The organism is Saprospira grandis DSM 2844 (assembly GCF_000275825.1).
Classification (GTDB): Bacteria; Bacteroidota; Bacteroidia; order Chitinophagales; family Saprospiraceae; genus Saprospira; species Saprospira grandis_A.
This window is the reverse complement of the sequence record NZ_JH719942.1, coordinates 2,665,694-2,690,036: the sequence shown is the minus strand read 5'-3', so window position 1 is coordinate 2,690,036 and position 24,343 is coordinate 2,665,694. Positions and strand designations below refer to the sequence as shown.

The following is a 24,343-nucleotide window of genomic DNA, read 5'->3' as shown; positions in this document are numbered from 1 at the left end:
GCCGTTGAGGCCCTTCTTAGGACTGACTCCATTTAGATTAGCCTAGGGGCTTGTCCCTAGGCGATAATTGGCTGAATCCTGCTTTTAAACGTCAAGCTAAAAGCCCAAATTTTATTCAGATACACAAAATCCTGAACAATCCCTCCTTAATCCTAGCGATTGAAGTAATAACTCGCTCCAATGTTTAGGTTCAAGCTATTCAAATTAAACAACTCAAAAGTATTGCTAATGATTTTATCATCACCACCATTGACTTTTTCCACTTGGTTCTCATAAGAGATAATATTACCCAAGCCCATTTCTAGACCAATCTTAGGCGTAGGGAAATACAACAAACTAGGGGCAATTCCTACAGCTACTGTATTGATGGGATCATCTTCTACAGTAACATTCCCTGTTTTTGTTTCTCCAGTTTGGCTCATATAACGAAGATTCAAATCTCCAACAATGGCAAATTTTTCCTCTTCACCCAAACCAATAGCATAACGACCAAATACACCCACACCTACAATAGTTGAAGTGGTCTTGTCATCATCAAGTGATACATTTACACCCGATACCATAAGCTCTAGCCCTGCACCAATATTGTCCGTAAAAAAGTACCCTACTTTTGGAGCAAAAGAATAACCCGTTGTTGTAGGTCCTTCAACACTTAGATTGCCAAACTCCGACTTACCACTCTCTACAGTGAGCCCTAGTCCTCCACCAGCAAATAGTCCTTGGCCAATTTGCGCTTGTGCCTGTACGGCAAATAGTGTCAATACAAAAAATAATAGCTTTTTCATGCTTGTTTTGTTTAATTAAATAATCAACCTACTAGGGCAAAAACAATGCTAATCAAAGCAAAGACCGACAAGTTGTCAGTTCAACTTATCGGCCCTTTTTCATCCTATTTTGCCTAAATCCTACTGCGTCAAAGGAGTAGACTCTTCCCCTAACTGCAATTCCATTTCTTCTTTTGACTTTTCTGGCGTTTTGCCTTTTTCCTCAAATAAATTAGGCATACCTTCTTCTAGATTATAAAAGCAAACTTGCACGCCATCTAGCTCACAGGCCAAATCAACCAAACGGTTGCCTTCTACCCACAAATAACGCTTACAATAGTTGTGTACGGGCAGCTCAAAAGAAGGCTGTCCATACCATTCATTAAACAAATCAGCCGTTACGTTTAAGACATCTGTACTATTTTGCCCCTCTTCCAAACGAATTAGCCCCTTGCCCGCATAAAGGCCAGCCTCTTCGCTATACTCAAAGTCAAAAATAATAGGCAAGGCCTCTCCCGCCACCGGCAACCGATAGGCATAAGCTCCCTCTTTTCGGCTTTTGCCCGACTTAAAGCGATCTGCTTTCCCTTTGCGGGCCAACTTCTTATGCGCCTTCTTGATATCCTCGGCTTGCATACCAAATTGATAGCCCGGAATTGCTTCCTTAAAGCTTTTTCCACTACTCAAGCCTTCTTTGATGGCCGTTTGTACCGCCATAGCCGTTGCTTCTGCCTCAGATATAAGGCTTTCGCCTCTTTGAACCGACTTATCGGTGTCTACTAATACCGCAGGTTTGCTGCTCGGCTTATCCGAATTACAGGCGGTCAAAATAAATAGGGCCAAAGCCAAATAAAGATAGTTTTTCCACATAGTCTTTTCACTTTAATGGGGTTGTTGGGGGAATATTACTCTTTGCGCTAAAATAGTTCCAATCTAGCCCCGCTCCAAGTTTTATCTCTTTTCTCTTTCTCCCCTCTCCTATTTAAGGACGCTATGATTTAGTTGTTTTTTTGGGGCCTCCGCTGCGGCTTCGCCTTGCGGCGCTACGTTTCAGGGCTCGCAGGTCTGCTCGGCCCTGCGGCCTGACGGCCTTGGTCTGCGGCTTCGCCGCCCCCTTTCACATCGCTAGGCCGAATGGAGGTCCTGGCGCTTCGGCGATAACTGTAGGTTGAAACCTACAGCCATACAACAATTATATACTACATCTATAGTGCGGAGAGGATTAAAATCCTCTACCGCTTTTAACGGCCCTCATAACTGCTGCATTTATGATTTGGGCAGCCTAGAAGATGTTTGTTTATGGAGGGTTTTAACCTTCCATACTATATTAAATTGCATTCGTTAATTGGCTGTAGGTTTCAACCTACAGCTCGGCCCAACAGGCCTTTAGACTGCAGGATGTTTAGCCCCAAAATACAGCCGCCTTCCATATTTCGCTGCTAAGCGCCTATCCCTAAACTGTAGTAGGGTCGGTCCAGAAAAAAAAGATAGGACATTATAGATATGCCCAGAGGGATTTGTAAACTGCAGATTAGCTCCGGGCATCGTTCAGAGCTGTTTTGCAAATGCAAATTAGCTCCGGGCATCGTTTAGAGCTGTTTTGCAAATGCAAATTAGCTCCGGGCATCGTTTAAAGCTGTTTTGCAAATGCAAATTAGCTCCGGGCATCGTTCAGAGCTGTTTTGCAAATGCAAATTAGCTCCGGGCATCGTTCAGAGCTGTTTTGCAAATGCAAATTAGCTCCGGGCATCGTTTAGAGCTGTTTTGCAAATGCAAATTAGCTCCGGGCATCGTTTAGAGCTGTTTTGCAAATGCAAATTAGCTCCGGGCATCGTTTAGAGCCTTTTTGCAAATGCAAATTAGCGCTAAACATCAGCTTTTTCCCTGCTGTCATTCAGCTCTTGCCTCAAAACTACTGTTCTACTATAGTACAGTACTAAATTTGGTTGATCAACTACAAAAAATAGGGCTGCGTAAACAGCAAATGTTAAAAAGTTATATTTTTTTTTACAAAAGGCTTGACAACTTAAAAGTATATCCCTAGTTTTATAACGTAATTTATTTATTAACCCCATTTAAACACAAAACTTATGGGATATAGAGAAGACTGGAGCAAGATTGAGAACTTCGTCAATAGCTCTACTCAAAGCAGCTTAAAGAAAATGTACCTGATGTCTACGGACCACATTCACAAACTTATGGCAGAGGCCCCGAATGATGCGGTCATTCAAGACATCTTGACCTTTGTGCAGCCCGCCTATAGCAACTTTGTTCGCCAGTATCGAGCAAAGACGCTCCAAATCAATGCTTATCGTCTAAAGACGCTTGATTTTACAAATATGACTGCCTTGCTTTCTAGCGAGAAAATCCGTCAATGGGATGTAGAGATTCAGATGACTTATGATGCAAAAGGGAGCAAGTATCTATCTTTGTTGCCTAATGGCCGTACCCCTTTCCAGAAAGGAGCTTATGAAATGCGTATTGAATCTGTAATGACCTTAGGAGAAGCCCTTAGCATGGACCCGCAACTAGGGACATTGGGCGGAGACATCCTTGCTTTTGGGCAGCAGCTAGAGCTTTTGCGCCAAGAACAGCAAGGAAATGAGGGCCAAAAAAGCATTCACTCTGCTAGCCTAGAGGCCTTGCGTAAGGAATTGGCCACCGTACTCTTTGGGGCCTTTGGTCGCCTAATTGGGCACTACTACAGAGAGTTGCACCGAGTGACCAACTTCTACGAACTGAAGTATTTCCGTCGCCGCTCAAGCAGCAGCAACAACAATAGCGAGGAAGAAGAAAACTACGACCTCTTTGAATTTGATCTCGCCCCCCAAAGCCGAGTTGTCAAGCTAGAGGGCTTGCTTGCCGGTGGAGAAACTATTCGACTACAGCTGCTAGAAGGAGACCACCTTCAGTATTATACTGTAGCTAATTCGGCAGATACCCCCGATCAAATTTATCGTCTAGATAACAGCCAAAATGCTCGTCTACAGCTCCCGCTTGGACATCGCCTCTTGGTGTTGGAGAATTCTGAAAACAGCTCTGCTAAGGTAGAAGTTGAAGTGTTGGAAGATGATGAAGCCCTTGGAGCTAACTAACAAACAGGCGTTTATCATTACTTTTACTATCCCCTCCCTGCGAGGGGATTTTTATTTTCTGCTTGCTCCAAAATAGCAGTACAGCCTGCTTTAGCCTTTAACAATAACTATAAATCGGTTGTTTTTAGGCCCAGCCTTTTTTATGGGCCAGGCGGGCATTGGCCCAGCGCTGCGGAGCGGGTGGCCGAAGGCCAGACCGAGCTTTTTTTGAGCAAAGCGAAAAAAAGCGAAGGGCCGAGCAGACCTGCGAGCCCCGCAGCATAGCGGCGGCCAAGCTAGGCGGAGCCTAGCTGGCCGCGGGCCCCAAAAAAATAAGCAACTAGCCATAGAAATGACTAATTGCTTATCTAAAGCTAGCGCCTAAACGGCTCATTTTGCTTAGAGATTAAAACTTGGCGGCCAGCACACAAGTCTTCTTTTCCACTTTTGTATCTCCAGAGGGAGAGACCAACTTGGCCAGAATAACATAGGGACCCACAAGGGCCTTTTCGCCGGCTTCATTGCTGCCATCCCATTGCAAAAAGCCCTCTTGCAAGAGACTTTCGCCCTGCACCAACTGCTTAATAAAGCGGCCATGCGCATCATAGACGGCAACCTCTGCCACATAATCGGGGCCGGGCAAACTATAGTTAATCAATAGAAAATCCTCAAAGCCGTCGCCATCGGGCGAGAAGGTGTTATTGGGCAACTCTAATAATTCTTGGCCCAAGACCTCATTGCGCAAAGCGCTACTATTCTCATAAGTTGGAGTGGCAAAGGTAGCGGCCTGCGCAGCCGAATGCCAGTTATTAGGATCATTGGTAGGCGCATTTAGGTCGATGCGTTCTAGAGAAACGCCATCCACCTCATCGAGCAGTTCATTATGGAAATCCTCAGAATAATCAAATTGGTCCACAAAGACCGCCTGATTATTCGTTACGCTATAAATCAAAACCGTTCCTTCATCATCATTATAAGAAGGCAGGTCTGTTTCTAGCATCTTGCTTAAATCGGGAGTTGGTTGGCCCACTGGGCGGGCATATTGGCGGGCCAGAGCGGCGGCTCCCTCAGTGAGTACGGCATAATCTCCGGGGAAAACGAGCAAATTGCCCACTACTCGATTGGCATCATCTAGCAAAGTACTTTCTTCGGTGGTGTTGGCGATCCAGAGGTCGCCGAGGTTGAGCACCTTTTCCGAAGCGTTATAGATTTCCACAAAATCGCTACCGCCCGTAGCTGGATTGAAAAGGACCTCATTGAGTTGGAGATCGCCAGCGGCAATGCTTTGGGGCAGGGCAAATTGGGTACTATTGATCAGGCCGATGGGGTTGCCCACGCAATCGGTCAGACCATTAGTTAGGCTAACTGTATAAATCGTATTAGCGCTTAGTCCTTGATCAGTAACAATGACCAAAGTATTGTAGTTGGGGGCTTCCAGATAGGCCTCTTGGACCATCAGGCCATTATCCAGACTAAAGTTGGCCAAGTTAACGGCTGTGCTATCATCCAAAGCCTCTGAGAAAAAGAGGCGGATGCTATCGCCATTGGCGGCAACACTGGCCCCAAAAGGATAGGCGCGGATAAGGTCGGGAGCGAATTGGTCGGGATTATCTTGATAGACCGAATTTTCTTGTCCGGGCGTTCCCCCAATCGTAGCATAATTGGGTGGTTGGGCGATGGAGCCCATCCAGTTGCTCGCGCCTTCACAGGGGCGGTTAGGATTGATGCGTTCGAGGGTCCAGCCACCATCGGCCTTACTGCTTTCGCTATACCAGTCGGAGCTAAAGTCTACGGCATCAATAATATTTCCGTTTGCTGCGCTCAGGCTAATGAGCTCTCCCCCAGCGTTGAGGTCTGGAAAGCTCGTGAAGCTAATTGCCGAGCCAAAACTGCTATAAGATTGGCCCTGTTCTTCTCCGCTAATGATGAGGTATTCGCCGGGGGCCAAGATATAGAAAGGGAAGACGGCATCTCGGCTACTTGTCCCATCGCTGAAGCGATAATTAAAGAGATTGATATACTTATTGGAGCGGTTATAAAGCTCTACAAACTCGAGTTCTGGCAAGCCTACAGAGGGAGAGGCATCGGCCAAGATTTCGTTGATTAGGATATCATAATGTTCGGCGGCTTCCACTTCATAATAGACAAAGCTAGCTGTTCTATTGGCCAGGTTGCCGACACAGTCGCCCACATTATTGGCCGTAATAGTATAGGTGTTTGGGCTTTGCATATTGCTATTAAAGGTCAGTTCAACGGTATATTGGTCCAAGAGCTGGGCAAAAACGAGATTCAGGCCATTATCTATACTATAGTTAGCGATATTGGTGGCGGCTAGGGCATCTAAAATATCATCAAAAACCAAAACGGCCTGATTCACAGAGGCCTGACGGGCTTGAAGAATGACTGGGGCCGTAGTATCTACGGTATTATCTAGGACCGAATTGGGGGCGCCTGGGGTTCCGCCATTAGGATCGTTGGAGGCGATCCAGTTATTGCCGCCTTTACAGACCAAATTGGGATTGATTAGCTCTAGGGTCCAGCCGCCGGCATCTTTATTCTCATCTTGGTACCAATCGTTGCTATACAAAATGCTATCGACCAATTGGCCGGCGGCTGTTTTGAGCAGCAGGTAGGCGCTAGTATTATTTAGAGAGGGAAAGCCTGCTATTTGCTGTTGATTGCTAGCCGTTGTATAGGCGGCATCATTGTGCAGAATTAGGTATTCATTGGGCAAGAGGATATAATTGGCTAGGCTGCGGCTAGTTTCGGTACCGCTGCTAGCGCTGCGGTGGATCAGCTCATAATTGCTGAGGTCCACGGCTCCTGTTCCTCGGTTATAGATCTCGATAAACTCGGCTTCGGGTAAATTGACTACGGGAGAGGGATCGATCATCAGTTCATTGAAGATAAGATCTTGATAAGCGGGCGTGACCAGCTGAACATAAGTAAAGGTAGTATTTTGGTTGCTCAGGGCATTGCCCGAGAGGTCCTCCACATTATTCACGCTTAGCTGATAGCTTGTTTGCGACTGCATGCTGCTTACCGTCAGGTTCACCTGATTGGGATTTTGGGCATCAATTTGAGCGGCGGAGACGGTCAGGCCGTTATTCAGGCTATAGTTAGCGGCATTATTGGCAGTTGTGGGGTCTAGGGCCTCATCAAAAAGGGCGGCTACGCTAGTTGCCGAGGCGGCAGAGGCCGAGAGCAGGCTGGGCGCTTGTTGGTCCACAAAAAGGGGCGAAATTGAAATATCGTCATAGGAAAAGCGGTCGCCTTGGGTAGAAGAATAATAAGTGCGGATAGCAAAGAAGCTGCCTGCATTATGGCTATTATCTTGGGTGGATCCTTCCGAGACGAAGTTAGTTCCTCCGCTATAATCGGCGCTCAGTTCCCAGTTGCCGGCATTATCTCGGCTAATGCGGACACGGACATTATTGCTAGGGCCAGCCATTTGGCCATCTGTTCCGCGGATCAGGCTAGCGGCAGAGCCGTTTGTAATTCGGTAAAGTTCTAGGGCGTCATTGCTACCACTTTCGCCAAACTCCAGATAATAGCCATTGAGGTTAGCGCTAACATCGGCTTGGTCAATTTGGAGGTAGACGCGTACCTTATTAGAGCTGGAGGGTCCAGAGGTCGTCAGGTTTGTTTTAATCAGGAACTCCCAAACGGTACTATCTTGCATATTGGCGCCCACATAAAGGCTGCTATTGCTACTATTGCCGAGGTCATTGATGGCTAGTTCATTGTTGGCATTGATGGTATATTGGGCTTGGTCGCCGGTCCAGCTAGGGTTGGTTGTAAAGTCGCCATCGCTAAAATCGTCGGTAAGGCTTTGGCTGGCTAGGCTGAGAGGCAGGAGCAGGAGGCCGAGGAGAAGTTTTTTCATCGCAGTTATTTTATGGTGGGTGCTTGTGATTTTGACTAAGATAGTGAACTCAAGATACTAAGCTACTATTAACTAGAGGTTAAAGCGGCTGATAATTTTGGTTGGGGTTGGATTCTGCTGTTGTTTTTTTGGGGCTGCCCCGCCCTTTGGGCGGGTCGGGCCATTTCGCAGCTCGCAGGTCTGCTCGGCCCTGCAGCGGCAAAAGCCGCTTTGGTCTGCCGCCTTTGGCGGCCCTGCTACAGCCCCTCAGCCTTGGGCCTTCGGCCCTTTGCAGGCGGCAAAGCCGCCTGCACTTGGTCCAGTAGATTAGCCTCTATAGTCAGTTGCTCAGGCCTTTTAATAAGCGGTATAGGGTGGGGAGGATTGCTCATAAAACTAAGAGTGGGAAGCAGCTATATGCTTTATCTTGATGCACAGGCCTAGAAAATTGTTTTTTGGGCCAGGGGGGCCGGAGCAGATCGTATAGAGAAAGTACAGAAGATGAGCGGCCCAGCGCTGCGCAGCCGTGGCCCGCAGGGCCAGACCTAGGCCGCCTGCGGCGGCTGCAGGGCCGAGCAGACTTGCGAGCGGCGCAGCATAGCGGCGGCCAGCTAGGCAAAGCCTAGTTGGCCGCGGGCCCAAAAAAGGCAAAAAAAAAGCCCCTCCACAAATTGCGGAGGGGCGATATAGCAAATGCTACTTATTAGCGGGCGAAAGCCACGGCACGTTTTTCACGGATCACCGTAATTTTAATTTGGCCGGGGTACTGCATTTCGTTTTGGATCTGTTGAGAGATGAGGAAAGACAGTTCGTCGGCTTTTTGGTCGCTCACCTTATCGGCTTCTACGATCACGCGGAGTTCGCGGCCGGCTTGCATAGCGTAAACTTTTTGGACGCCATCGTAGGAGAGCGCGCGTTGTTCCAGTTCATTGATTCGTTGGATATAGCTTTCGAGAATTTCTCGGCGGGCGCCGGGGCGGGCTCCAGAAATGGCATCACAAGCTTGGATAATGGGCGAGATAATAAACTTCATTTCGACCTCATCGTGGTGGGCACCAACGGCGTTAATCACGGGTGCTTTTTCGCCATGTTTTTCGCAAAGCTTCATACCGAGGATAGCGTGCGAGAGTTCGGTTTCCTCTTCAGATACTTTTCCGATATCGTGTAGGAGGCCGGCTCTTTTGGCCATTTTAACTTCTCGGGGCGATAGGCCTAATTCGGCGGCCATAGTAGCGCAAAGCTTGGCGGTTTCGATAGAGTGTTTGAGTAGATTTTGGCCATAAGAGGAGCGGAAGCGCATGCGGCCCACCATACGGATAAGTTGGGGTTGCATACCGTGGATATTGAGATCGATCACGGTACGTTGGCCGATTTCCATAATCTGCTCTTCGATTTGTTTTCGTGTTTTGGCCACTACTTCTTCGATTCGGGCGGGGTGGATACGTCCGTCGGCGACAAGTCGTTGTAGGGAGAGGCGACAGACCTCACGGCGGACGGGGTCGAAGCTAGAGATAATGATGGCTTCGGGGGTATCGTCTACGATCACCTCTACGCCGGTAGCGGCTTCTAGGGTACGGATATTTCGGCCTTCTCTACCGATAATTTGGCCTTTGAGGTCATCAGAATCGAGGTGAAAGACAGAGACGGTATTTTCGATTGTGTGTTCTGCGGCCATTCGTTGAATGGTTTGGATCACAATCTTTTTGGCTTCCTTATTGGCGGTGAGCTTAGCTTCTTCGATACGGTCTTTGACGAGAGCGATAGCTTCGGATTCGGCCTTATCGCGCATATTTTTGATCAGTTCTTCTTTGGCTTCTTGGGCCGACATTTTGGCGACTTTTTCGAGTGCAAATCGGAACTGCTCTTCTTGTTGGGCCATAGCTTCAGCTTTGGCGGTAGTATCTTGAATTTTCTGTTCTAATTCTTGGCGGAGTTTAGCATTAGCCTCGGCCTCTTTTTTAAGTTTTCCTTCTTCTTGGCGGAATTGGTTTTCTTTTTCCTTAGCCTTATGCTCGGCACTTTTCAGTTGTTGGTCGCGGCGGTTGGCCTTGGCCTCGAATTCGGATTTCTTTTTATTATAGAGATCTTTAGCCTCTTTAATTTTCTTGCGTTTAATATTTTCGCCATTGCGTTTAGCGTCCTCAATAATTTTGGAAGCGGCTTGGCGGGCGTCGGCTTCGGCCTCGGCTTTTTTATCTTTAGCTTGTTGGAGGATATCTTGGATTCTAGATTCCAGGTCCTCTTCTTTGTCGCGCACCGTTTTGTTCAGGACCTTAGTACCGAGGTAGTACCCTAGGCCAGAACCGATGGCAAGGCCCAGAAGGGCTATGATGATTTCCATTGTCGTTATAATTTAAAAAGAATAGTAAAAGTATGTAGGGCCCAGCGAGCTGGGCAACAAAATGCGGTACAAACTTTTAGACAAGGGAAATTTTACAAAAAGTGCTTAATCTTCAAGGGGGATTTCGGATAAAAGGTTTTGGAGTTGATTGATTTTATCTTCTATGGAGGGCAGGCTAGTACTTTCTTCTAATTCTTGCATTTTTTTGCCGTAGGTAAGTAGTAGCATGGCCATAATATCCTGTTTAACTAGGCTATTGGCATAGCGAGCATGCAGATCGTTAATCTCTTCGTTAATTTTTTCTCCGAGCAACAGGACGACCTCTCGCTCTTTGTCGGTTACAAAAAGCGGGTAGCTACGTCCGGCTATTTCTACTTTGATGCTATGGAGATTTTCTTTCGACATAGTTTAATCGAGTGCTTTCAGCCATTCGATGGCAGAATCAATATCCTCTATATATTTCGAAACCTGTGATTGAAGTTGTTGTTGGTCAGCATTTTGGGCCGATTGGGCCTGCAATTCTTCTTGCAGTTGATCCTGTTGGGCCCGAAGTTCTTCGTTTTGTAGACGAAGGCGCTGCAGCTCTTGTTTTTGCAATTGGTTTTCTTGCAACAAGAGCTGAACTTTTTGTAGAACTTCGCTTAATTTTTCGTCTAAAAGACTCATAATGATAAGGCTAGGAGGTTTAGCGGCGAATGAGCGCTTGCAGTTGTTTTTCGTACTGCTGCATAAGCTGTTTCATTACCTTATCCACCTCTTTATCTTTCAAGGTTTTATTTTCATCTAGAAAAATGAAGCTAACAGAATAAGACTTTTTGCCTTCTCCGAGTTGGCTTTCATTTTCATAAATATCGAATAAATTTACAGCTTTTAGCCATTTTTTTGCCTGCTTTTCTGCAATTTTTACAATTTCAGTAAAGCGAACAGCCTTATCCACGACTAAAGCGAGGTCTCTACGCATAGCGGGGAACTTGCTAATCGGTTGATATTTGACCTTTTTCTTGGCCACCACCTTCATGAGGGTATCCCAATTGAGGCTAGCAAAGTAGACGGGTTTTTTGATGCCGAATTCATAGAGGAGTTCGGGGTCTACTCGGCCCATAACCAATAGTTCGTCGGCAGTTTTGCCCATACGGATATTGGCTTGGAGGGCGTAGGCCCAAGGTTTTTCATCCTCAATAACTTGCTGTTGGATATTGCGGGCGTTGAGATCAATGCCCAATTTGGCTAGGCTATTTTCCACTACTGCTTTGAGGTCGTAGTAGCTCAATTCGGTTTGAGGCTGCAACCAGCTTTCCTCTTGTTTTTTTCCGGTGAGGAAGAACGCTAGGCGTTCGGTTTCTACAAAAGCGCCTTGTTCATCTCTGCGGTAAGTTTTGCCAAACTCAAAAAAGCGAAGGTTATCTTGTTGGCGATTTTGGTTGTGCAAGATGGCTTCTAGGCCGCCCATGAGCATAGAGGGGCGCATGAGGCTCAGCTCTTGATTAGAGGTATTGTGAATTTCTACCAATTGCGCTGCAGCAATGGGATAGAGGGTTTCATAATAGCTATTTTTAGAGAGCGAGAGGGCCATCATTTCGGTATAGCCTGCGGCGGCTAGGTTTTCGGCCAAGCGATGGCGGAGTTTTAGGCTCTCTGGCTTTTTGGGGAAGCTAAGGTTGTAGGCTACTTTATCGGAGTTGGGTACCTTATTGAATCCATAGATGCGGAGGATTTCCTCAATGATATCCACTTCTCTCAAGACATCGGTCTTGTTGGTGGGTACGGCAACAATGAGTTGCTCTTCATCTTCAGAGACAATAGGCATATCCAAAAGGGCCAATACTCTTTTGACCTCTGTTTGGGGCATATCTACGCCAATAAGGCCATTGAGGCGCTTGTAGCGTAGTTTTACTTCTGGGCGGGCTACGGGCTGCGGATAGTAATCCATCAATTCGCTGCCCAATTCTCCACCGGCCAACTCTTTAATTAAGAGGGCGGCACGTTGAAGCGCATAGATAGTAGCATTGGGGTCGCTGCCTTTCTCAAAGCGAGTGGCGGCATCGGTCCGTAAATTATGCTTCATGCTTGATTGGCGGATGCTTTGAGCATCAAAACAAGCCGATTCTAGGAAGATGTTCACTGTTTTTTCACTCACCCCAGAATCTTTTCCCCCATAAACGCCAGCCATACAAAGGGCTTGGCCCTCCGCATCACAGATCATGAGATCCTCGGCGCGCAGTGGATATTCTTGGCCATCCAAGGCCAAAAAGGGCGTATCGGCGGCTAGGCAATCTAGCTGAATCTTGGCGCCTTTAATCTGCTCGTAATCAAAAGCATGTAGGGGCTGGCCCATTTCATGCAAAACGAAGTTGGTAATATCTACGATATTGTTGGTTGGCTGAATCCCAATGGCTTTAAGATGTTGCTGCAACCATTCGGGAGAATCCTGAACCTTTATTCCTTCAATGACTAAGCCCGAATAGCGGACCACTTTTTCTGTTGCTTTCACCTCTAGTCCCATGGCCAATTTTGAGGTGCCTAGGGCAAAGTCTGCTACAGCAGGTAGTTCTAGGTTGGCACTTCCCTCCTCTTCAAAGTTAAGAGCGGCAGCTAGGTCAAAAGCAACACCATAATGGCTAGTGGCATCTGAACGGTTGGGGGTCAAACCAATTTCAATCAATGCGTCGGTTTCGGCTTTTTTGCCTTTATAGCCTCCAATGCCATTGATATAATCAGCCATAGGGCTACCAACAGGCGCATCTTGGTCCAAAACCATAATGCCCGCATGAGATTGGCCTAGACCAATTTCATCCTCGGCGCAGATCATGCCCATAGAAACTTGACCACGGATTTTTCCTTTTTTAATTTTGAAGGCATCGCCTTTTTCGGGATAGAGGGTGGTGCCCACAGTAGCCACAACTACTTTTTGACCTTGGGCTACATTGGGTGCGCCGCAAACAATGGGAAGTAATTCCTCGGCTCCTACATTTACTTGAGTAAGAGAAAGTTTATCGGCATCGGGATGCTTTTCGCAGCTTTCTACATAGCCAACAACTAGCCCTTGCAGACTACCGGGAATTGTTTCTGTGGTTTCTACTCCATCTACTTCTAATCCAATGTCGGTCAGTCTTTCGCTAATTTTATCTAGAGATAGGTCGCAGCTTAGGTAACGCTTCAACCAGTTAAGTGAGATTTTCATGTTTAGTATATATTCTGCAGCTCAATGAGCGGTTTCGCAATAGAATTTGGGCGCAAATATAAGGCTTGTTCTGCAAAAGCCGCTTTTGTTGAGCGACTTATTTTGAGGTTTTTGGGGCCTCCGCAGCAAAGCTGCGGCGCTACGTTTCGGGGCTCGCAGGTCTGCTCGGCCCTTCGGCAGCAAGCTGCCTCGGTCTGCGGCTGCGCCGCCCCCCTGCACATCGCTAGGCCTGCGGCGGCTTCGCCGCCTGTCTGCTGCAAAAATGGCCCAGCCTCCCCCAAGGGATTCCCTAGGGAATCCCGCAGAGGGGTGGGTGGGCGGGTCATGAAAACGCATGAGGAGCGTAGCGACGAATACCGCTCTAACAGCAGTAAGGCTAGGCCGTCATTTTGGAAATGGGCCAAGAGAGCAGGCGCAAACTATTGAGCACCACCGAAACCGAACTAAAAGCCATCGCTGCGCCAGCCAGCATAGGATCTAATAAATAGCCCGTAAAAGGATAAAGCAATCCTGCGGCAATGGGAATCCCCAGCAAATTATAGGCAAAGGCCCAAAATAAATTCTGTCGCAAAATTTTCATGCTGGCTTGGCCCAAATCAAGTAATTGAATCAGCTGCCAGGGTTCATTCTTGAGCAACAAGGCTTCTGCAGCTTCTAAGGCCACCCCCGTTCCTGCATTTAGCGACACCCCTAAATCGGCTTGGGCCAAAGCGGGGGCATCATTTAGGCCATCGCCGAGCATGCCCACTCTTAATCCTTGGGCCTGCAGCTCCTTAATAAAATTGATTTTATCTTCTGGTAAGAGTTCGGCTTGAGCATGGGCAATACCTAACTCATTGGCTAGGCGGTCCACCACCACTTTTTGGTCTCCACTCAGCATATAAGTTTTGATGCCTCGAGCTTGTAGGGCCGCTACCGTTTCCTTGGCCCCTACTCTTAGTACATCAGAAAAGGCAAAGGCCGCAATGAGCTGCCGTTCTACGGCAAAAAAGAGGACCGATTGGCCTTCGGCCTCCCAAGCTTGCCAGGGGCCATTGGCTAAATCCTTAGGGGCAAGCCCTTGCTCTACTAATAACTGGCGATTGCCCACCGCATAAGTTTGTCCAGCAATCTGGCCCAAAACGCCTCGGCCAGAGCGGGCCTGAAAGCGATCTACTTTGGGCAAATGGCTGGGGCGTTCGCTCAAGTTTAGTAACGCCTTGGCGAGTGGATGTTCTGAATTTTCTTCTAAAGCATAAAGTGCGGGCCAATAATGGGCCATAGATTGGCGCCATTCATCTGCTTGGAGTTTCATTTGGCCCTCGGTAAGGCTGCCTGTTTTATCAAAGACAAAAGCATCTATAGTTTGGGCAGCTTCTAGACTCTCGGCCCCTTTGAGCAGCAAACCCAATTTGGCCCCTCGGCCAATGCCGAGCATAATGGCCATGGGAGTGGCTAGTCCTAGGGCGCAGGGGCAAGCAATGACCAAAACGGCCACCATATTATTTAGCGCATGGCTCCAGACTGGAGTTGGGCCAAAAAAGAACCAAATTAAAGCCGTAAGCAGGGCCAAAACCAAAATAACAGGCACAAAACCCCCCGAAATCTTATCCACCAATTTTTGAATAGGCGCCTTAGAGCTTTGGGCCGTCTCGACCAGCTCAATAATTTGGGCCAAACGGCTTTGGTCGGCTCCTTTTTTGGCCTCTACCACCAAGCGGCCTGTTTGGTTGAGTGTGCCCGCCCAAATGGGGTCATCTACTCGTTTGTGTTGGGGCAGAGATTCTCCGGTCAATAGCTGTTCATCTACCTCTGATTCGCCTTCGAGGATAGTAGCATCTAGGGGAATTTGTTCGCCTGGGCGGATGAGCAGGCGGTCGCCTGCTTGGGCTGCGGCTAGGGGCATTTCGGTCCAGATTTCATGCTGCCAAATTTGGACCGTAGGGGGTTGTAAATCTAGCAGGGCATCTAAGGCTTTGGAGGCTTTGGCCTTGGCCCGTCCTTCTAAATAGCGGCCCAAAAGGATAAAGGTTTGCAGCAGGCCGGCTGTTTCAAAATAGACATGGGGGCTAAGGCCTTGGCTGCTCCACCAATTGGGCAAAAAAGTAGCGATAAGACTGTATACATAAGCGGTTCCGGTACCTAGGGCCACCAAGGTATCCATATTAGATTGGCCTACTTTCAGTTGTTGCCAAGCCTTGATAAAAAACTGTCGTCCGGGGCCAAACAAAATCATGGAGGCCCAAAATAGCATGAGGTAATTATCGCCTGCAAAAGGCGGCATCAGCATAGAGACGACAAAAAGAGGAAGGGCAAATAAACTGGCTAAAAATAACTGGCGGAAACTTTGTTTTTGTTTTTTTTGGGCCCGTTCTCGGGCGGCTGCTCTTTGATCGGGAGCGGGGGGAAGCAACTGAAAACCTGCTTTTTTGAGGGCGGCATTGAGCTGCTCTAAATCTGGCGATTGCTCTGCGGTAATTTGGACCTTTTTGCTGGCATAATTGACCGATACTCGGCTGAGTTGTTTTTGGCGGGAGAGAATTTTTTCTGCACTTTGGGCACAGGCCCCGCAAGACATTCCCTCTATGAGGTAAGAAGTTGTTGTATATTTAGACATTGATTTCATTATTTAGAATAAATCTAAGGGCTTATTCCTAGAGAAAGAAGGGCTAAAGTTACTTTAAACTATATTTAATAAGTTAAATTCTCTTGGCTCGATTTTGGTCTATTGGGCGGCGAAGCCGCCTGGCCCGCAGGGCCAAATGGCTTAGCGCTGCGGAGTGGGTGCCCCAGAGGGGCAGACCGAGGCGCGCTAGCGCCGAAGGGCCGAGCGAATAGCGAGCCCCGCAGCATAGCGCCCGCAGCCCCAAATTAAAGGGCTGCGGGAAGCCCCCCATTATGATTATTTTACAAATTGCAGCTACTATGAAACACAGACTACTTTTGAGCTTATTTTTTTTGCCTTTTTTCCTTTTGGCCCAAGAAAAAGGCTGTACTGTTGGCGATTGTGAGAACGGTAAAGGGCGTTTTATTTTTGACAATGGCGATAAGTACATTGGGGAATTTAAGGAGAGCCAGATGCATGGTCGGGGCAATTATACCTTTAAGAATGGCAATGTTTACAAGGGGCAATTTAGGGCCAACAAGCGGCATGGTTACGGGCATTTTTTTCATGCTAATGGGGAGCAATACATTGGCGAATATCTAAATAATTGGCGAGAGGGAGAAGGGACCTACAAATGGACCAATGGCGAGAGTTTCAGTGGTGTTTTCAAGAATAATCAGATTGTTGGGGAGGGAATTTACAGCTATGCGGATGGTTCTACGGCTCGAGTTCGCTGGAATAATGGGCAATTTGAGACGATTTCGACCTTAGTAAAAGAGGAGCCCAAGACTGAGAGCAAGGCCAGTGATCCTTTTGCAGAAAACAAGCTGGACCCCAGTGATATTAAGGGTTTGGTCTTGCCTGCGCTGAGCAATATCCCTAGGGGAAAAAAGCGTTTGGCCCTAGTTTTTGGCAATTCGACCTACAAGCACAAGCCGTTGAAAAACCCTCAATCGGATGCTTTGGCTATGGCGGAGGAACTGCAGCGTTCTGGATTTGAGGTTCTGCTTTATACCAATGCCAAGCAAGAGGACATGAAGCGGGCGATTCGGGATTTTGGACAAAAGCTCAAGGAAGAGGGCGGCATTGGCCTATTTTTCTATACGGGCCATGGTTTGCAGGCCGATGGGCGCAACTATTTGGTGCCTGTAAATGCTGATATTCGCAAGGCCCAAGACATTGAATTTGAGTCGGTAGATTTGGGCCGTGTTTTGGTGGAGATGGATTATGCGGACAATGAATTGAACATTGTCATTTTGGATGCTTGTCGGGACAATCCCTACAAAAAAGAATTTAAATCCAGCCGCAACACCCACAACGGATTGGCCTCCATCAACTCGGCCCCTTACAACTCCTTCATTGCCTTTTCGACCTCTCCGGGGGCGGTGGCCAAGAACAACCCCAAGGGGGAGCACAGTCTTTATGTGGAGGAATTGTTGGCACAGATGCGGCAGCCCAACATCCAGTTAGAAGACATCTTCAAGAGGGTTCGCAGAAATGTTCGCAAGGCCTCTGAGGGCGTGCAAATTCCTTGGGAGCTCTCTTCTATTGAGGATGATTTTTATTTTAAGCAATAGGATTTAGTTTTTTGGGGCTGCCCCAGCCTGCGGCTGGGTCGGGCTGTGTCGCAGCTCGCAGGTCTGCTCGGCCCATCGCTTTTTTCGCTTTGCTCAAAAAGCTTGGTCTGGCCTTCGGCCACTGCTATCCATCCCTCAGCCAGATTTAATCGCGCTGCTTTGGCCATGGTTTGCTATGAATTTTCTGCTAAGCCAGCTATTTTTTTAAGGGCATAGCCTTTGCTATGGCCGAGGAAAATAGGGCCGACTAGCGGGAAATTGCTGCAAACTATAAAAGTGAGTGCGTTTAAATCTGGCTGTTGCCTGCGGCCCTTCGGCCCTGCTAGACCGCAAAATAATAGGCCTCTACGCTGAAGCGTAGAGGCCTAAATTTGTATCCTCTTATGGCTTAAAAAGTCTTTAGATTAGACTTTCTTCTGCTTTAAGTTGAGCTTGGCGATAGGCTAGAAAGCCAGTGCCCAAAAGGGCCAGAAGAATCAGCAAAGAGCTAATTAGGGCCAGGGTTTCGCCAGTATAATAAGAATTAGGTTCAAAAACCATTTCGATTTTATGTTGGCCTGCGGGAATTCTGGCTCCACGCAACAGATAATTCACCTTAATAAAATCTTGATCTGCTCTTTGTCCATCAATGTAAAGATGCCAGCCCTTGCTAGCGGGATAATAGATTTCAGAAAAGACGGCAAAGCGCTCATTTTGGGTTTGCGACTCATAGACGAGTTTTTCGGGATGGTAGCTTTTCAGGCGGATATAATCCCCAGAGCTTGCTGTATTCGCTAAGCCATCCAGATAAGCTGCATTAGCTTTTGTTGTGATCGCCTCTACTCTTGGATTAAAAGTGGCCAAGGCGGTATAAACGGCATCGGCATCTTCTAGCTGCTTGACCTGATCTACCAACCAAGCATTTCCTAAGTTACCAATTTGGACCGCATTTTCGGGGCTTTGCATTACATACTTCACGTTCAGCATTTCGATCAAATGCCGCTTATCGGTCAAAATTTCATTATTGGTAAAATAGCCCTCTACCATTTCTTGCAACAAGATGGGTTTGGCCGCATGATAGCCTCCGATCACCTTATGAAAATAGGCCCCTTCTGAGTTGGCAAAAGAATTTGAGGGAGAGCCGCCACGGCGGGCGCCAGCAATCAGGTCAAAAACGCGGAAGTGGGGATCTTTATCAGAGAGCACCTGTTGATCGGCTTTTGTCATAGGCGGAGCGCTAGCCACATCTTTTTTACGTTGGAAGCTTTCCTTATTGACATAATTTAGGTCTACGCCCACCAAATCGACCAAACTCAAAAGGCCCAAGATAGCCACTGCAATCAGTTTCTCCTTAAAGTAACCTCTGTTAAAGGCCCAAAGGCTTCCGGCAGCCAAAAGAACAAAGACCAAAGAGCGAAGTGCATCCGAGCGCATCAGGCTAGCCCGATCTTCTTTTAGGGCTTCTAGGTATTCGGCCCACTGAGGAGCCTGAGCTACCATAGCCTCTAAGCGAGCATCATTGGGAGCCGAAAGGTCGCCTACAAAACTATAAACTAGGGCAAAAGCAGCTAGGCCTGCCGTAATTCCAGTGGCTAGATAAAGCAGCTTCTCTCGCTTGGCCGTATCTTCTAAATTAAAGAACCCTTGCAAGCCCAAAATAGCTAAGAGTGCGGCCAAAACCTGCGCAGCCGAAAGGGCCATACTCACTGCCCGAAACTTATTATACATGGGGAAATTATCCACCATAAAATAGTTAAAGGCCTTAAAGTTATCGCCCCAAGCCAAAACAGTAAGGAAAAGCAAGGCCAAACCTAGGCCCCAACGCAAGGGGCCCTCTGCCAAAAAGAGGCCTAAAATCAGGAGCAGGCAAATCACGGCACCAAAATATACTGGGCCACTAGTAAAAGGTTGAGCGCCCCAGTACTGCGTACTCATTTGCAGCAATTGATTGGCAATTTGCTGACTTTGATTGGGGTCTTGTACATTGCGCATCATTTTCTGGATCACCTTTCCGGTAGCCGATTCTTTACTGAGCTGAATCCCACTCTTTGATTGGTCGTCGGCAAAGTACATTCCATTAGCGCCTCCATAGAAGTGAGGCACCAAAAGCGTAAAGGTTTCCATTTTCCCATAGCTCCAACCAAAGATATATTCTTTGTTCAAGCCATCTTGTTGTTGGCTAGAAGCTAGGGCCAAGATGCGCTCTTTATTTGCATTTACATAATCAGGACCAATTACATTTTTTAATCGATTGATGAAAATTGTCTCCGTTTTAATCGGCTCATTAAGAATTCTGGCCTGCTGCAACTGCGCAATTTTTTCGGCTGGCATTCCTTCTTGGGCCAAGGTCCGAGCATCGCTTTCATTTAAGGTGTAGGCGGTTAGCTCCGACTTCCCCCGAATAGTTTCTTTAGAATACTCATAGGTAGTCCAAAGCGCCGATAAGTTGGCTCCTACGGCCAAGGCCGCTGCAATAATCAGCAAGCTCCCCCCCTTAACGACGGTCATTAGCTGCTCGCGCTTTAGTAAGGCATTGACCAAAAATGCTCCGCCAATAAAGGCCAGCATCATAAAGGTATAATAGGTTATTTGAAGGTGGTTCGCCGAAATCTGTCCAGCCAAGAAAAAGCCCATTAGGCTAGCCCCCAGCAGCATCCGCTTCCCTCGAAGAGCCATTGTGGCGGCGGCCAAAATAGGCGCCATATAGGTCATAGCATGCAACTTTGTTGAGTGTCCTGCCTCAAAAAGGACCAAATTATTGGTCATCAGACCAAAGGCAAGCCCTCCTACTGCGGCCATCCATTTATTTACCCCAAACATAATCAACGATAAATAAGCCAGCAACATCATCATAAACAAAATGATGTGTGGAGTATTGACAGGGGTCCCTAAACGGACAACATAGAGAAATAACTTTTGGATAACGTTATTATTGTACTCTCCATAAATTTGGTAAGAAGGCATCCCAACAAAGACCTGATCGGTCCAAAGGGGAGCATCACCCTCTGCCTTTTTATATTTTTGGATTTCTGCCTGCATACCGCGGGCTTGGCTATTATCACTCTCGGGCAGCGACTTATTATCTAAGGCAACTGGTTTAAAGTAAAGTATAGCCGCAAAGAGCAAAATAGCGACAATGGCAAAATGCGAAAGTGCGTTCGTAATTTTCATAGCAATAGCTGTATCTAAACTAAGTTTAATTTTTTAGGGCCAAAATGAGCACCGAATTACCAATTTGCAAAAAAGACAACAGTCTAAGAACTTAATGATTGGTAAAAGTTGATTATAAGGTTTTAAGGGACTTGCTGGCAACCCTCTCTTTCTATCTTTGGTCATACCACTACAAAATAGCCTATGACCACAGCATTCCAATATTCCGCCTTGAGGACCTTTAGTCCCAAATAGCTGAGGTATAATGAGCCAAGGCCTCATCTAAGCCATTATAAAGAAACTTATAAGCAGGAACTAAGATAACTAGATTTCCCCCTTTTCGAATCAATTTATAGCAATTTTCCAAAGCTTGCCGATCTGCGGCTATATGCTCTAAGATGTTTAGTGCATAACCAGAAGCAAATTACTCCATTAAACCCAAGTCTTGCAGCTCAACATCTATCGCCTCTAGGACTAGCTGCCTTAGCCAAACAACTGCCGCAAATTAGTCAAAAAAAACTCCTCTTGGGCCCAGTAAAATGCAGAGAGATATTAGCCCCTAAATCACTGCCTTTTTCTAAACAGGAAGACAGACAATAGAGCGCTATGCAGTGATTTATCCAGTAGCTAAAGTCCTTAGCCAATTGAAAGCACTCTAATCTGCGCTCCCCTTAGCGCCTCTGCTAAATTAAGCCTAGCTTTGGAAGACTCCATTTTTAAACATTTTTCGCTTAGCAGTAAAAATATTGTACTTCAAAATACAATAGATGGCTCTAAATCCATCTCGCCAACCAATTTTTTTGCCCTCTTCATAGGTCCGCCCATAATAAGAAATCCCTACTTCATAAATCCTAATATTAGGAATACGAGCAACTTTTGCCGTTACCTCTGGCTCAAAACCAAAACGGTTCTCTTTCAAATCAATTTGCTGAATAATATCGGTCCGAAATAATTTATAACAGGTTTCCATATCTGTCAAATTTAAGTTCGAAAACATATTCGACAAAAAGGTCAGAAACTTATTCCCGATGCTATGCCAAAAGAATAAGATACGATGCGGATTTCCCCCCATAAAACGAGAGCCATAAACAATATCTGCAAAACCAGAAAGCACCGGCTTGAGCAAATCATTGTATTCCTCAGGGTCATATTCTAAATCCGCATCCTGAATGATGAGGTACTCCCCTGAAGCATGCTCAATTCCCGTATGCAAGGCCGCCCCTTTTCCTTTGTTTATCTCATGCGCCAAATACTGAATAGGAAGGTCTGGATGAGCCGCCTGATACCGCTTGATGGCTTCTTCCGTATCATCCTTAGAACAATCATTAACAATAACCACTTCTTTGGCTATACCTAGGGGCAGCTCTACGGCCCTCACTTTGTTCAAAATACGGTGTATCGTCCGACCTTCATTATAGGCCGGTATAATAATGCTCAGCTTCTTAATTCTTGGCTGTGGTTCCATGAGTCTGTTTTTATATGCTGCTTATCTGATCTGCAGCGGTAAGAGGGTAGTTTTACCTTATAGACGAAAAAAAGGCCCTAAAGGCCCACAAAAGTATCTATTTTATCCCAATTTTTCGAGTCGTTTTCCCAAATCGCTTCAAAATCAGGAATGTACTATTTCTGCTGCTGTTATTTTGGGGCTGCCCCGCCCTGCGGGCGGGTCGGGCTCTGTCAGGGCTCGCAGGTTTGCTCGGCCCTGCGCTTTTTCGCTCTGCTCAAAAGCTGGGTCTGGCCTGCGGCCACCCTTATCCATCCCTCAGCCGTCCTCGCTTCGCTCCTCTTTGGCGGCAAGGCCGCCAGCCCCTGCGGGGCAAAACCTTCCTTTTTAAACAAAAAAAAGCCTGTACATTGCTGTACAGGCTTTATAGATTAGGTTGGCGGTGACCTACTCTCCCACTTTCGTAGTACCATCGGCGCTGAGGGGCTTAACTGCTCTGTTCGGAATGGGAAAAGGTGTCTCCCCCTCGCTATGACCACCATTAAATCTTTGTCTATCCCTTTGGATAAACTCTATATCGTTATGACATACGGAAAGTAATAGAATTTTAAAAGTGCGTTGATTATCGATCTTTCTTTTAAAAAAAGAAAGAAAAAGGAAGCTTTCGAGAAATTAGTACTACTTGGCTCCCTAACACATCACTGTGCTTCCACCTATAGCCTATCTACCTGGTCATCTTCCAGGTCTCTTCAACGAATACTCATCTTAAGGTTGGCTTCGCGCTTAGATGCTTTCAGCGCTTATCCTTTCCAGATGTAGCTACCCAGCATGCACCTGGCGGCACAACTGGTACACTAGAGATCTGTTCAACTCGGTCCTCTCGTACTAGAGTCAAATCCTTTCAATATTCGAGCGCCCACAACAGATAGAGACCGAACTGTCTTGCGACGTTCTGAACCCAGCTCGCGTGCCACTTTAATGGGCGAACAGCCCAACCCTTGGGACCTTCTCCAGCCCCAGGATGTGACGAGCCGACATCGAGGTGCCAAACCTCCCCGTCGATATGAGCTCTTGGGGGAGATCAGCCTGTTATCCCCGGAGTACCTTTTATCCTTTGAGCGACGGCCCTTCCATGCAGAACCGCCGGATCACTTAACCCGACTTTCGTCCCTGTTCGACTTGTCTGTCTCACAGTCAAGCTCCCTTGTACTTATACGCTCTTCGCATGATTACCAACCATGCTGAGGGAACCTTTGGGAGCCTCCGTTACCTTTTAGGAGGCGACCACCCCAGTCAAACTACCCGCCTAACAATGTCCCCCATCGGGTTAGTCTCTAAGCAATTAAAGGGTGGTATTTCAAGGACGACTCCACCAACACTAGCGCATCAGCTTCATAGTCTCCCACCTATCCTACACATCAATTACTCAAAGACAATGTTAAGTTGTAGTAAAGGTTCACGGGGTCTTTTCGTCCCGTTGTGGGTAATCGGCATCTTCACCGATACTTCAATTTCACCGAGCTCACGGCCGAGACAGTGCCCAGATCGTTACACCATTCGTGCAGGTCGGAACTTACCCGACAAGGAATTTCGCTACCTTAGGACCGTTATAGTTACGGCCGCCGTTTACCGGGGCTTCAGTCAAGAGCTTCGCTTACGCTAACCCCCTTCCTTAACCTTCCGGCACCGGGCAGGTGTCAGACCCTATACTTCTCCTTTCGGATTCGCAGAGTCCTGTGTTTTTGCTAAACAGTCGCCTGGGCCTTTTCACTGCGGCTCTGATTACTCAGAGCGACGCTTCTCCCGAAGTTACGCGTCCAATTTGCCTAGTTCCTTAGCCGTGAATCACTCGAGCGCCTGAGGATACTCTCCTCGACCACCTGTGTCGGTTTGCGGTACGGTTTGTATATTAGTTAATGCTTAGCGGCTTTTCTTGGAAGCTGACTAACATCTTTGCTCTTCTCTCTAATGAGATCCAAGTACTTTCGTGCTTCAAATAGACAGCGTACTTCACTACTGTCCTCTCTCCACACTTTAGCCCACTATTCCGTCAGTGAGCAGATGACCGTCAACTCCGTCCCCGCTTCGCCCAATATACAAGTATCAGAATATTAACTGATTTTCCATCGGATTCGCCTCTCGGCTACTCCTTAGGGTCCGACTAACCCGACTCTGTCTAACATAGAATCGGAAACCTGGGTCTTACGGCGAATAGGTCTTGCACCTATTTTATCGTTACTCATGCCTACATTTGCTTTTCTAGTCGCTCCAGCATACCTCACAGTACACCTTCAGCGCAACTACAATGCTCCCCTACCATTCTTTCGAATCCATAGCTTCGGTAAAACGTTTTATGCCCGAGTATTTTCCGCGCAGAATCACTC

Annotated in this window: 12 protein-coding genes and 2 rRNA genes (1 of these 14 only partly in view); 2 read left to right on the top strand and 12 right to left on the bottom strand. The window is 47.2% G+C overall.

Translation table 11 applies throughout. The annotated features are described in order from the left end of the window. Positions 1-152: 152 nt before the first annotated feature. Both SAPGRDRAFT_RS12325 and SAPGRDRAFT_RS12320 read right to left on the bottom strand, forming a co-directional pair. Positions 153-785, bottom strand: coding sequence for a hypothetical protein (locus tag SAPGRDRAFT_RS12325; protein ID WP_002659552.1), 633 nt, complete (start codon positions 783-785; stop codon positions 153-155). A gap of 120 nt (positions 786-905) precedes the next feature. Continuing rightward, positions 906-1,634, bottom strand: a complete 729-nt coding sequence (locus SAPGRDRAFT_RS12320) for a hypothetical protein (RefSeq protein ID WP_002659551.1) — start codon at positions 1,632-1,634, stop codon at positions 906-908. A 1,220-nt stretch (positions 1,635-2,854) separates the two neighbouring features. Between SAPGRDRAFT_RS12320 and SAPGRDRAFT_RS12315 the strand changes: the two genes are divergently transcribed. Further along, entirely contained in the window at positions 2,855-3,859 is a 1,005-nt protein-coding gene (locus SAPGRDRAFT_RS12315; RefSeq protein WP_002659550.1) for a hypothetical protein, read from the top strand. A 385-nt stretch (positions 3,860-4,244) separates the two neighbouring features. Here SAPGRDRAFT_RS12315 and SAPGRDRAFT_RS12310 read toward each other — a convergent pair whose 3' ends face one another. The 6 genes from SAPGRDRAFT_RS12310 to SAPGRDRAFT_RS12270 form a co-directional block, all read right to left on the bottom strand. Further along, positions 4,245-7,724 (bottom strand): lamin tail domain-containing protein, encoded by a 3,480-nt coding sequence (locus SAPGRDRAFT_RS12310; RefSeq protein ID WP_002659549.1) that lies wholly within the window; start codon positions 7,722-7,724, stop codon positions 4,245-4,247. A gap of 682 nt (positions 7,725-8,406) precedes the next feature. Continuing rightward, positions 8,407-10,044, bottom strand: a complete 1,638-nt coding sequence (rny, locus tag SAPGRDRAFT_RS12295; RefSeq protein ID WP_002659548.1) for a ribonuclease Y — start codon at positions 10,042-10,044, stop codon at positions 8,407-8,409. A 105-nt stretch (positions 10,045-10,149) separates the two neighbouring features. Next, complete coding sequence (locus SAPGRDRAFT_RS12290; protein WP_002659547.1) at positions 10,150-10,449, bottom strand: cell division protein ZapA; 300 nt, start codon at positions 10,447-10,449, stop codon at positions 10,150-10,152. A 3-nt stretch (positions 10,450-10,452) separates the two neighbouring features. Further along, entirely contained in the window at positions 10,453-10,710 is a 258-nt protein-coding gene (locus tag SAPGRDRAFT_RS12285; RefSeq protein ID WP_002659546.1) for a hypothetical protein, read from the bottom strand. A 19-nt stretch (positions 10,711-10,729) separates the two neighbouring features. After that, complete coding sequence (gene pheT, locus SAPGRDRAFT_RS12280; RefSeq protein ID WP_002659545.1) at positions 10,730-13,225, bottom strand: phenylalanine--tRNA ligase subunit beta; 2,496 nt, start codon at positions 13,223-13,225, stop codon at positions 10,730-10,732. Positions 13,226-13,601: 376 nt separating this feature from the next. Further along, on the bottom strand, positions 13,602-15,821 hold the full coding sequence (locus tag SAPGRDRAFT_RS12270; RefSeq protein ID WP_002659544.1) for a heavy metal translocating P-type ATPase: 2,220 nt from the start codon (positions 15,819-15,821) through the stop codon (positions 13,602-13,604). Between the two features lie 308 nt (positions 15,822-16,129). Between SAPGRDRAFT_RS12270 and SAPGRDRAFT_RS12260 the strand changes: the two genes are divergently transcribed. Beyond that, positions 16,130-17,386 (top strand): caspase family protein, encoded by a 1,257-nt coding sequence (locus tag SAPGRDRAFT_RS12260; RefSeq protein ID WP_002659543.1) that lies wholly within the window; start codon positions 16,130-16,132, stop codon positions 17,384-17,386. A 399-nt stretch (positions 17,387-17,785) separates the two neighbouring features. Here the strand turns inward: SAPGRDRAFT_RS12260 and SAPGRDRAFT_RS12250 are convergent, their stop codons facing one another. The 4 genes from SAPGRDRAFT_RS12250 to SAPGRDRAFT_RS12230 form a co-directional block, all read right to left on the bottom strand. Next, positions 17,786-20,536 (bottom strand): hypothetical protein, encoded by a 2,751-nt coding sequence (locus SAPGRDRAFT_RS12250; RefSeq protein ID WP_002659542.1) that lies wholly within the window; start codon positions 20,534-20,536, stop codon positions 17,786-17,788. A gap of 673 nt (positions 20,537-21,209) precedes the next feature. Continuing rightward, positions 21,210-21,980 carry a glycosyltransferase family 2 protein gene (locus SAPGRDRAFT_RS12245; protein ID WP_002659541.1) on the bottom strand — a complete coding sequence of 257 codons (771 nt, stop codon included), beginning with the start codon at positions 21,978-21,980 and terminating at the stop codon, positions 21,210-21,212. A 413-nt stretch (positions 21,981-22,393) separates the two neighbouring features. Continuing rightward, positions 22,394-22,502, bottom strand: a 5S ribosomal RNA gene (gene rrf / locus SAPGRDRAFT_RS12235). Between the two features lie 109 nt (positions 22,503-22,611). Beyond that, a 23S ribosomal RNA gene (locus tag SAPGRDRAFT_RS12230) occupies positions 22,612-24,343 on the bottom strand; it runs 1,081 nt beyond the window's last position.

Excerpts from the sequence above, each read along its gene's own strand:
- SAPGRDRAFT_RS12315 (WP_002659550.1), top strand. The coding sequence starts at position 2,855 with ATGGGATATAGAGAAGACTGGAGCAAGATTGAGAACTTCGTCAATAGC.
- SAPGRDRAFT_RS12285 (WP_002659546.1), bottom strand. The coding sequence starts at position 10,710 with ATGAGTCTTTTAGACGAAAAATTAAGCGAAGTTCTACAAAAAGTTCAG.
- SAPGRDRAFT_RS12250 (WP_002659542.1), bottom strand. The coding sequence starts at position 20,536 with ATGAAAATTACGAACGCACTTTCGCATTTTGCCATTGTCGCTATTTTG.
- SAPGRDRAFT_RS12260 (WP_002659543.1), top strand. The coding sequence starts at position 16,130 with ATGAAACACAGACTACTTTTGAGCTTATTTTTTTTGCCTTTTTTCCTT.
- SAPGRDRAFT_RS12245 (WP_002659541.1), bottom strand. The coding sequence starts at position 21,980 with ATGGAACCACAGCCAAGAATTAAGAAGCTGAGCATTATTATACCGGCC.
- SAPGRDRAFT_RS12325 (WP_002659552.1), bottom strand. The coding sequence starts at position 785 with ATGAAAAAGCTATTATTTTTTGTATTGACACTATTTGCCGTACAGGCA.
- SAPGRDRAFT_RS12290 (WP_002659547.1), bottom strand. The coding sequence starts at position 10,449 with ATGTCGAAAGAAAATCTCCATAGCATCAAAGTAGAAATAGCCGGACGT.
- pheT (WP_002659545.1), bottom strand. The coding sequence starts at position 13,225 with ATGAAAATCTCACTTAACTGGTTGAAGCGTTACCTAAGCTGCGACCTA.
- SAPGRDRAFT_RS12310 (WP_002659549.1), bottom strand. The coding sequence starts at position 7,724 with ATGAAAAAACTTCTCCTCGGCCTCCTGCTCCTGCCTCTCAGCCTAGCC.
- rny (WP_002659548.1), bottom strand. The coding sequence starts at position 10,044 with ATGGAAATCATCATAGCCCTTCTGGGCCTTGCCATCGGTTCTGGCCTA.
- SAPGRDRAFT_RS12270 (WP_002659544.1), bottom strand. The coding sequence starts at position 15,821 with ATGTCTAAATATACAACAACTTCTTACCTCATAGAGGGAATGTCTTGC.
- SAPGRDRAFT_RS12320 (WP_002659551.1), bottom strand. The coding sequence starts at position 1,634 with ATGTGGAAAAACTATCTTTATTTGGCTTTGGCCCTATTTATTTTGACC.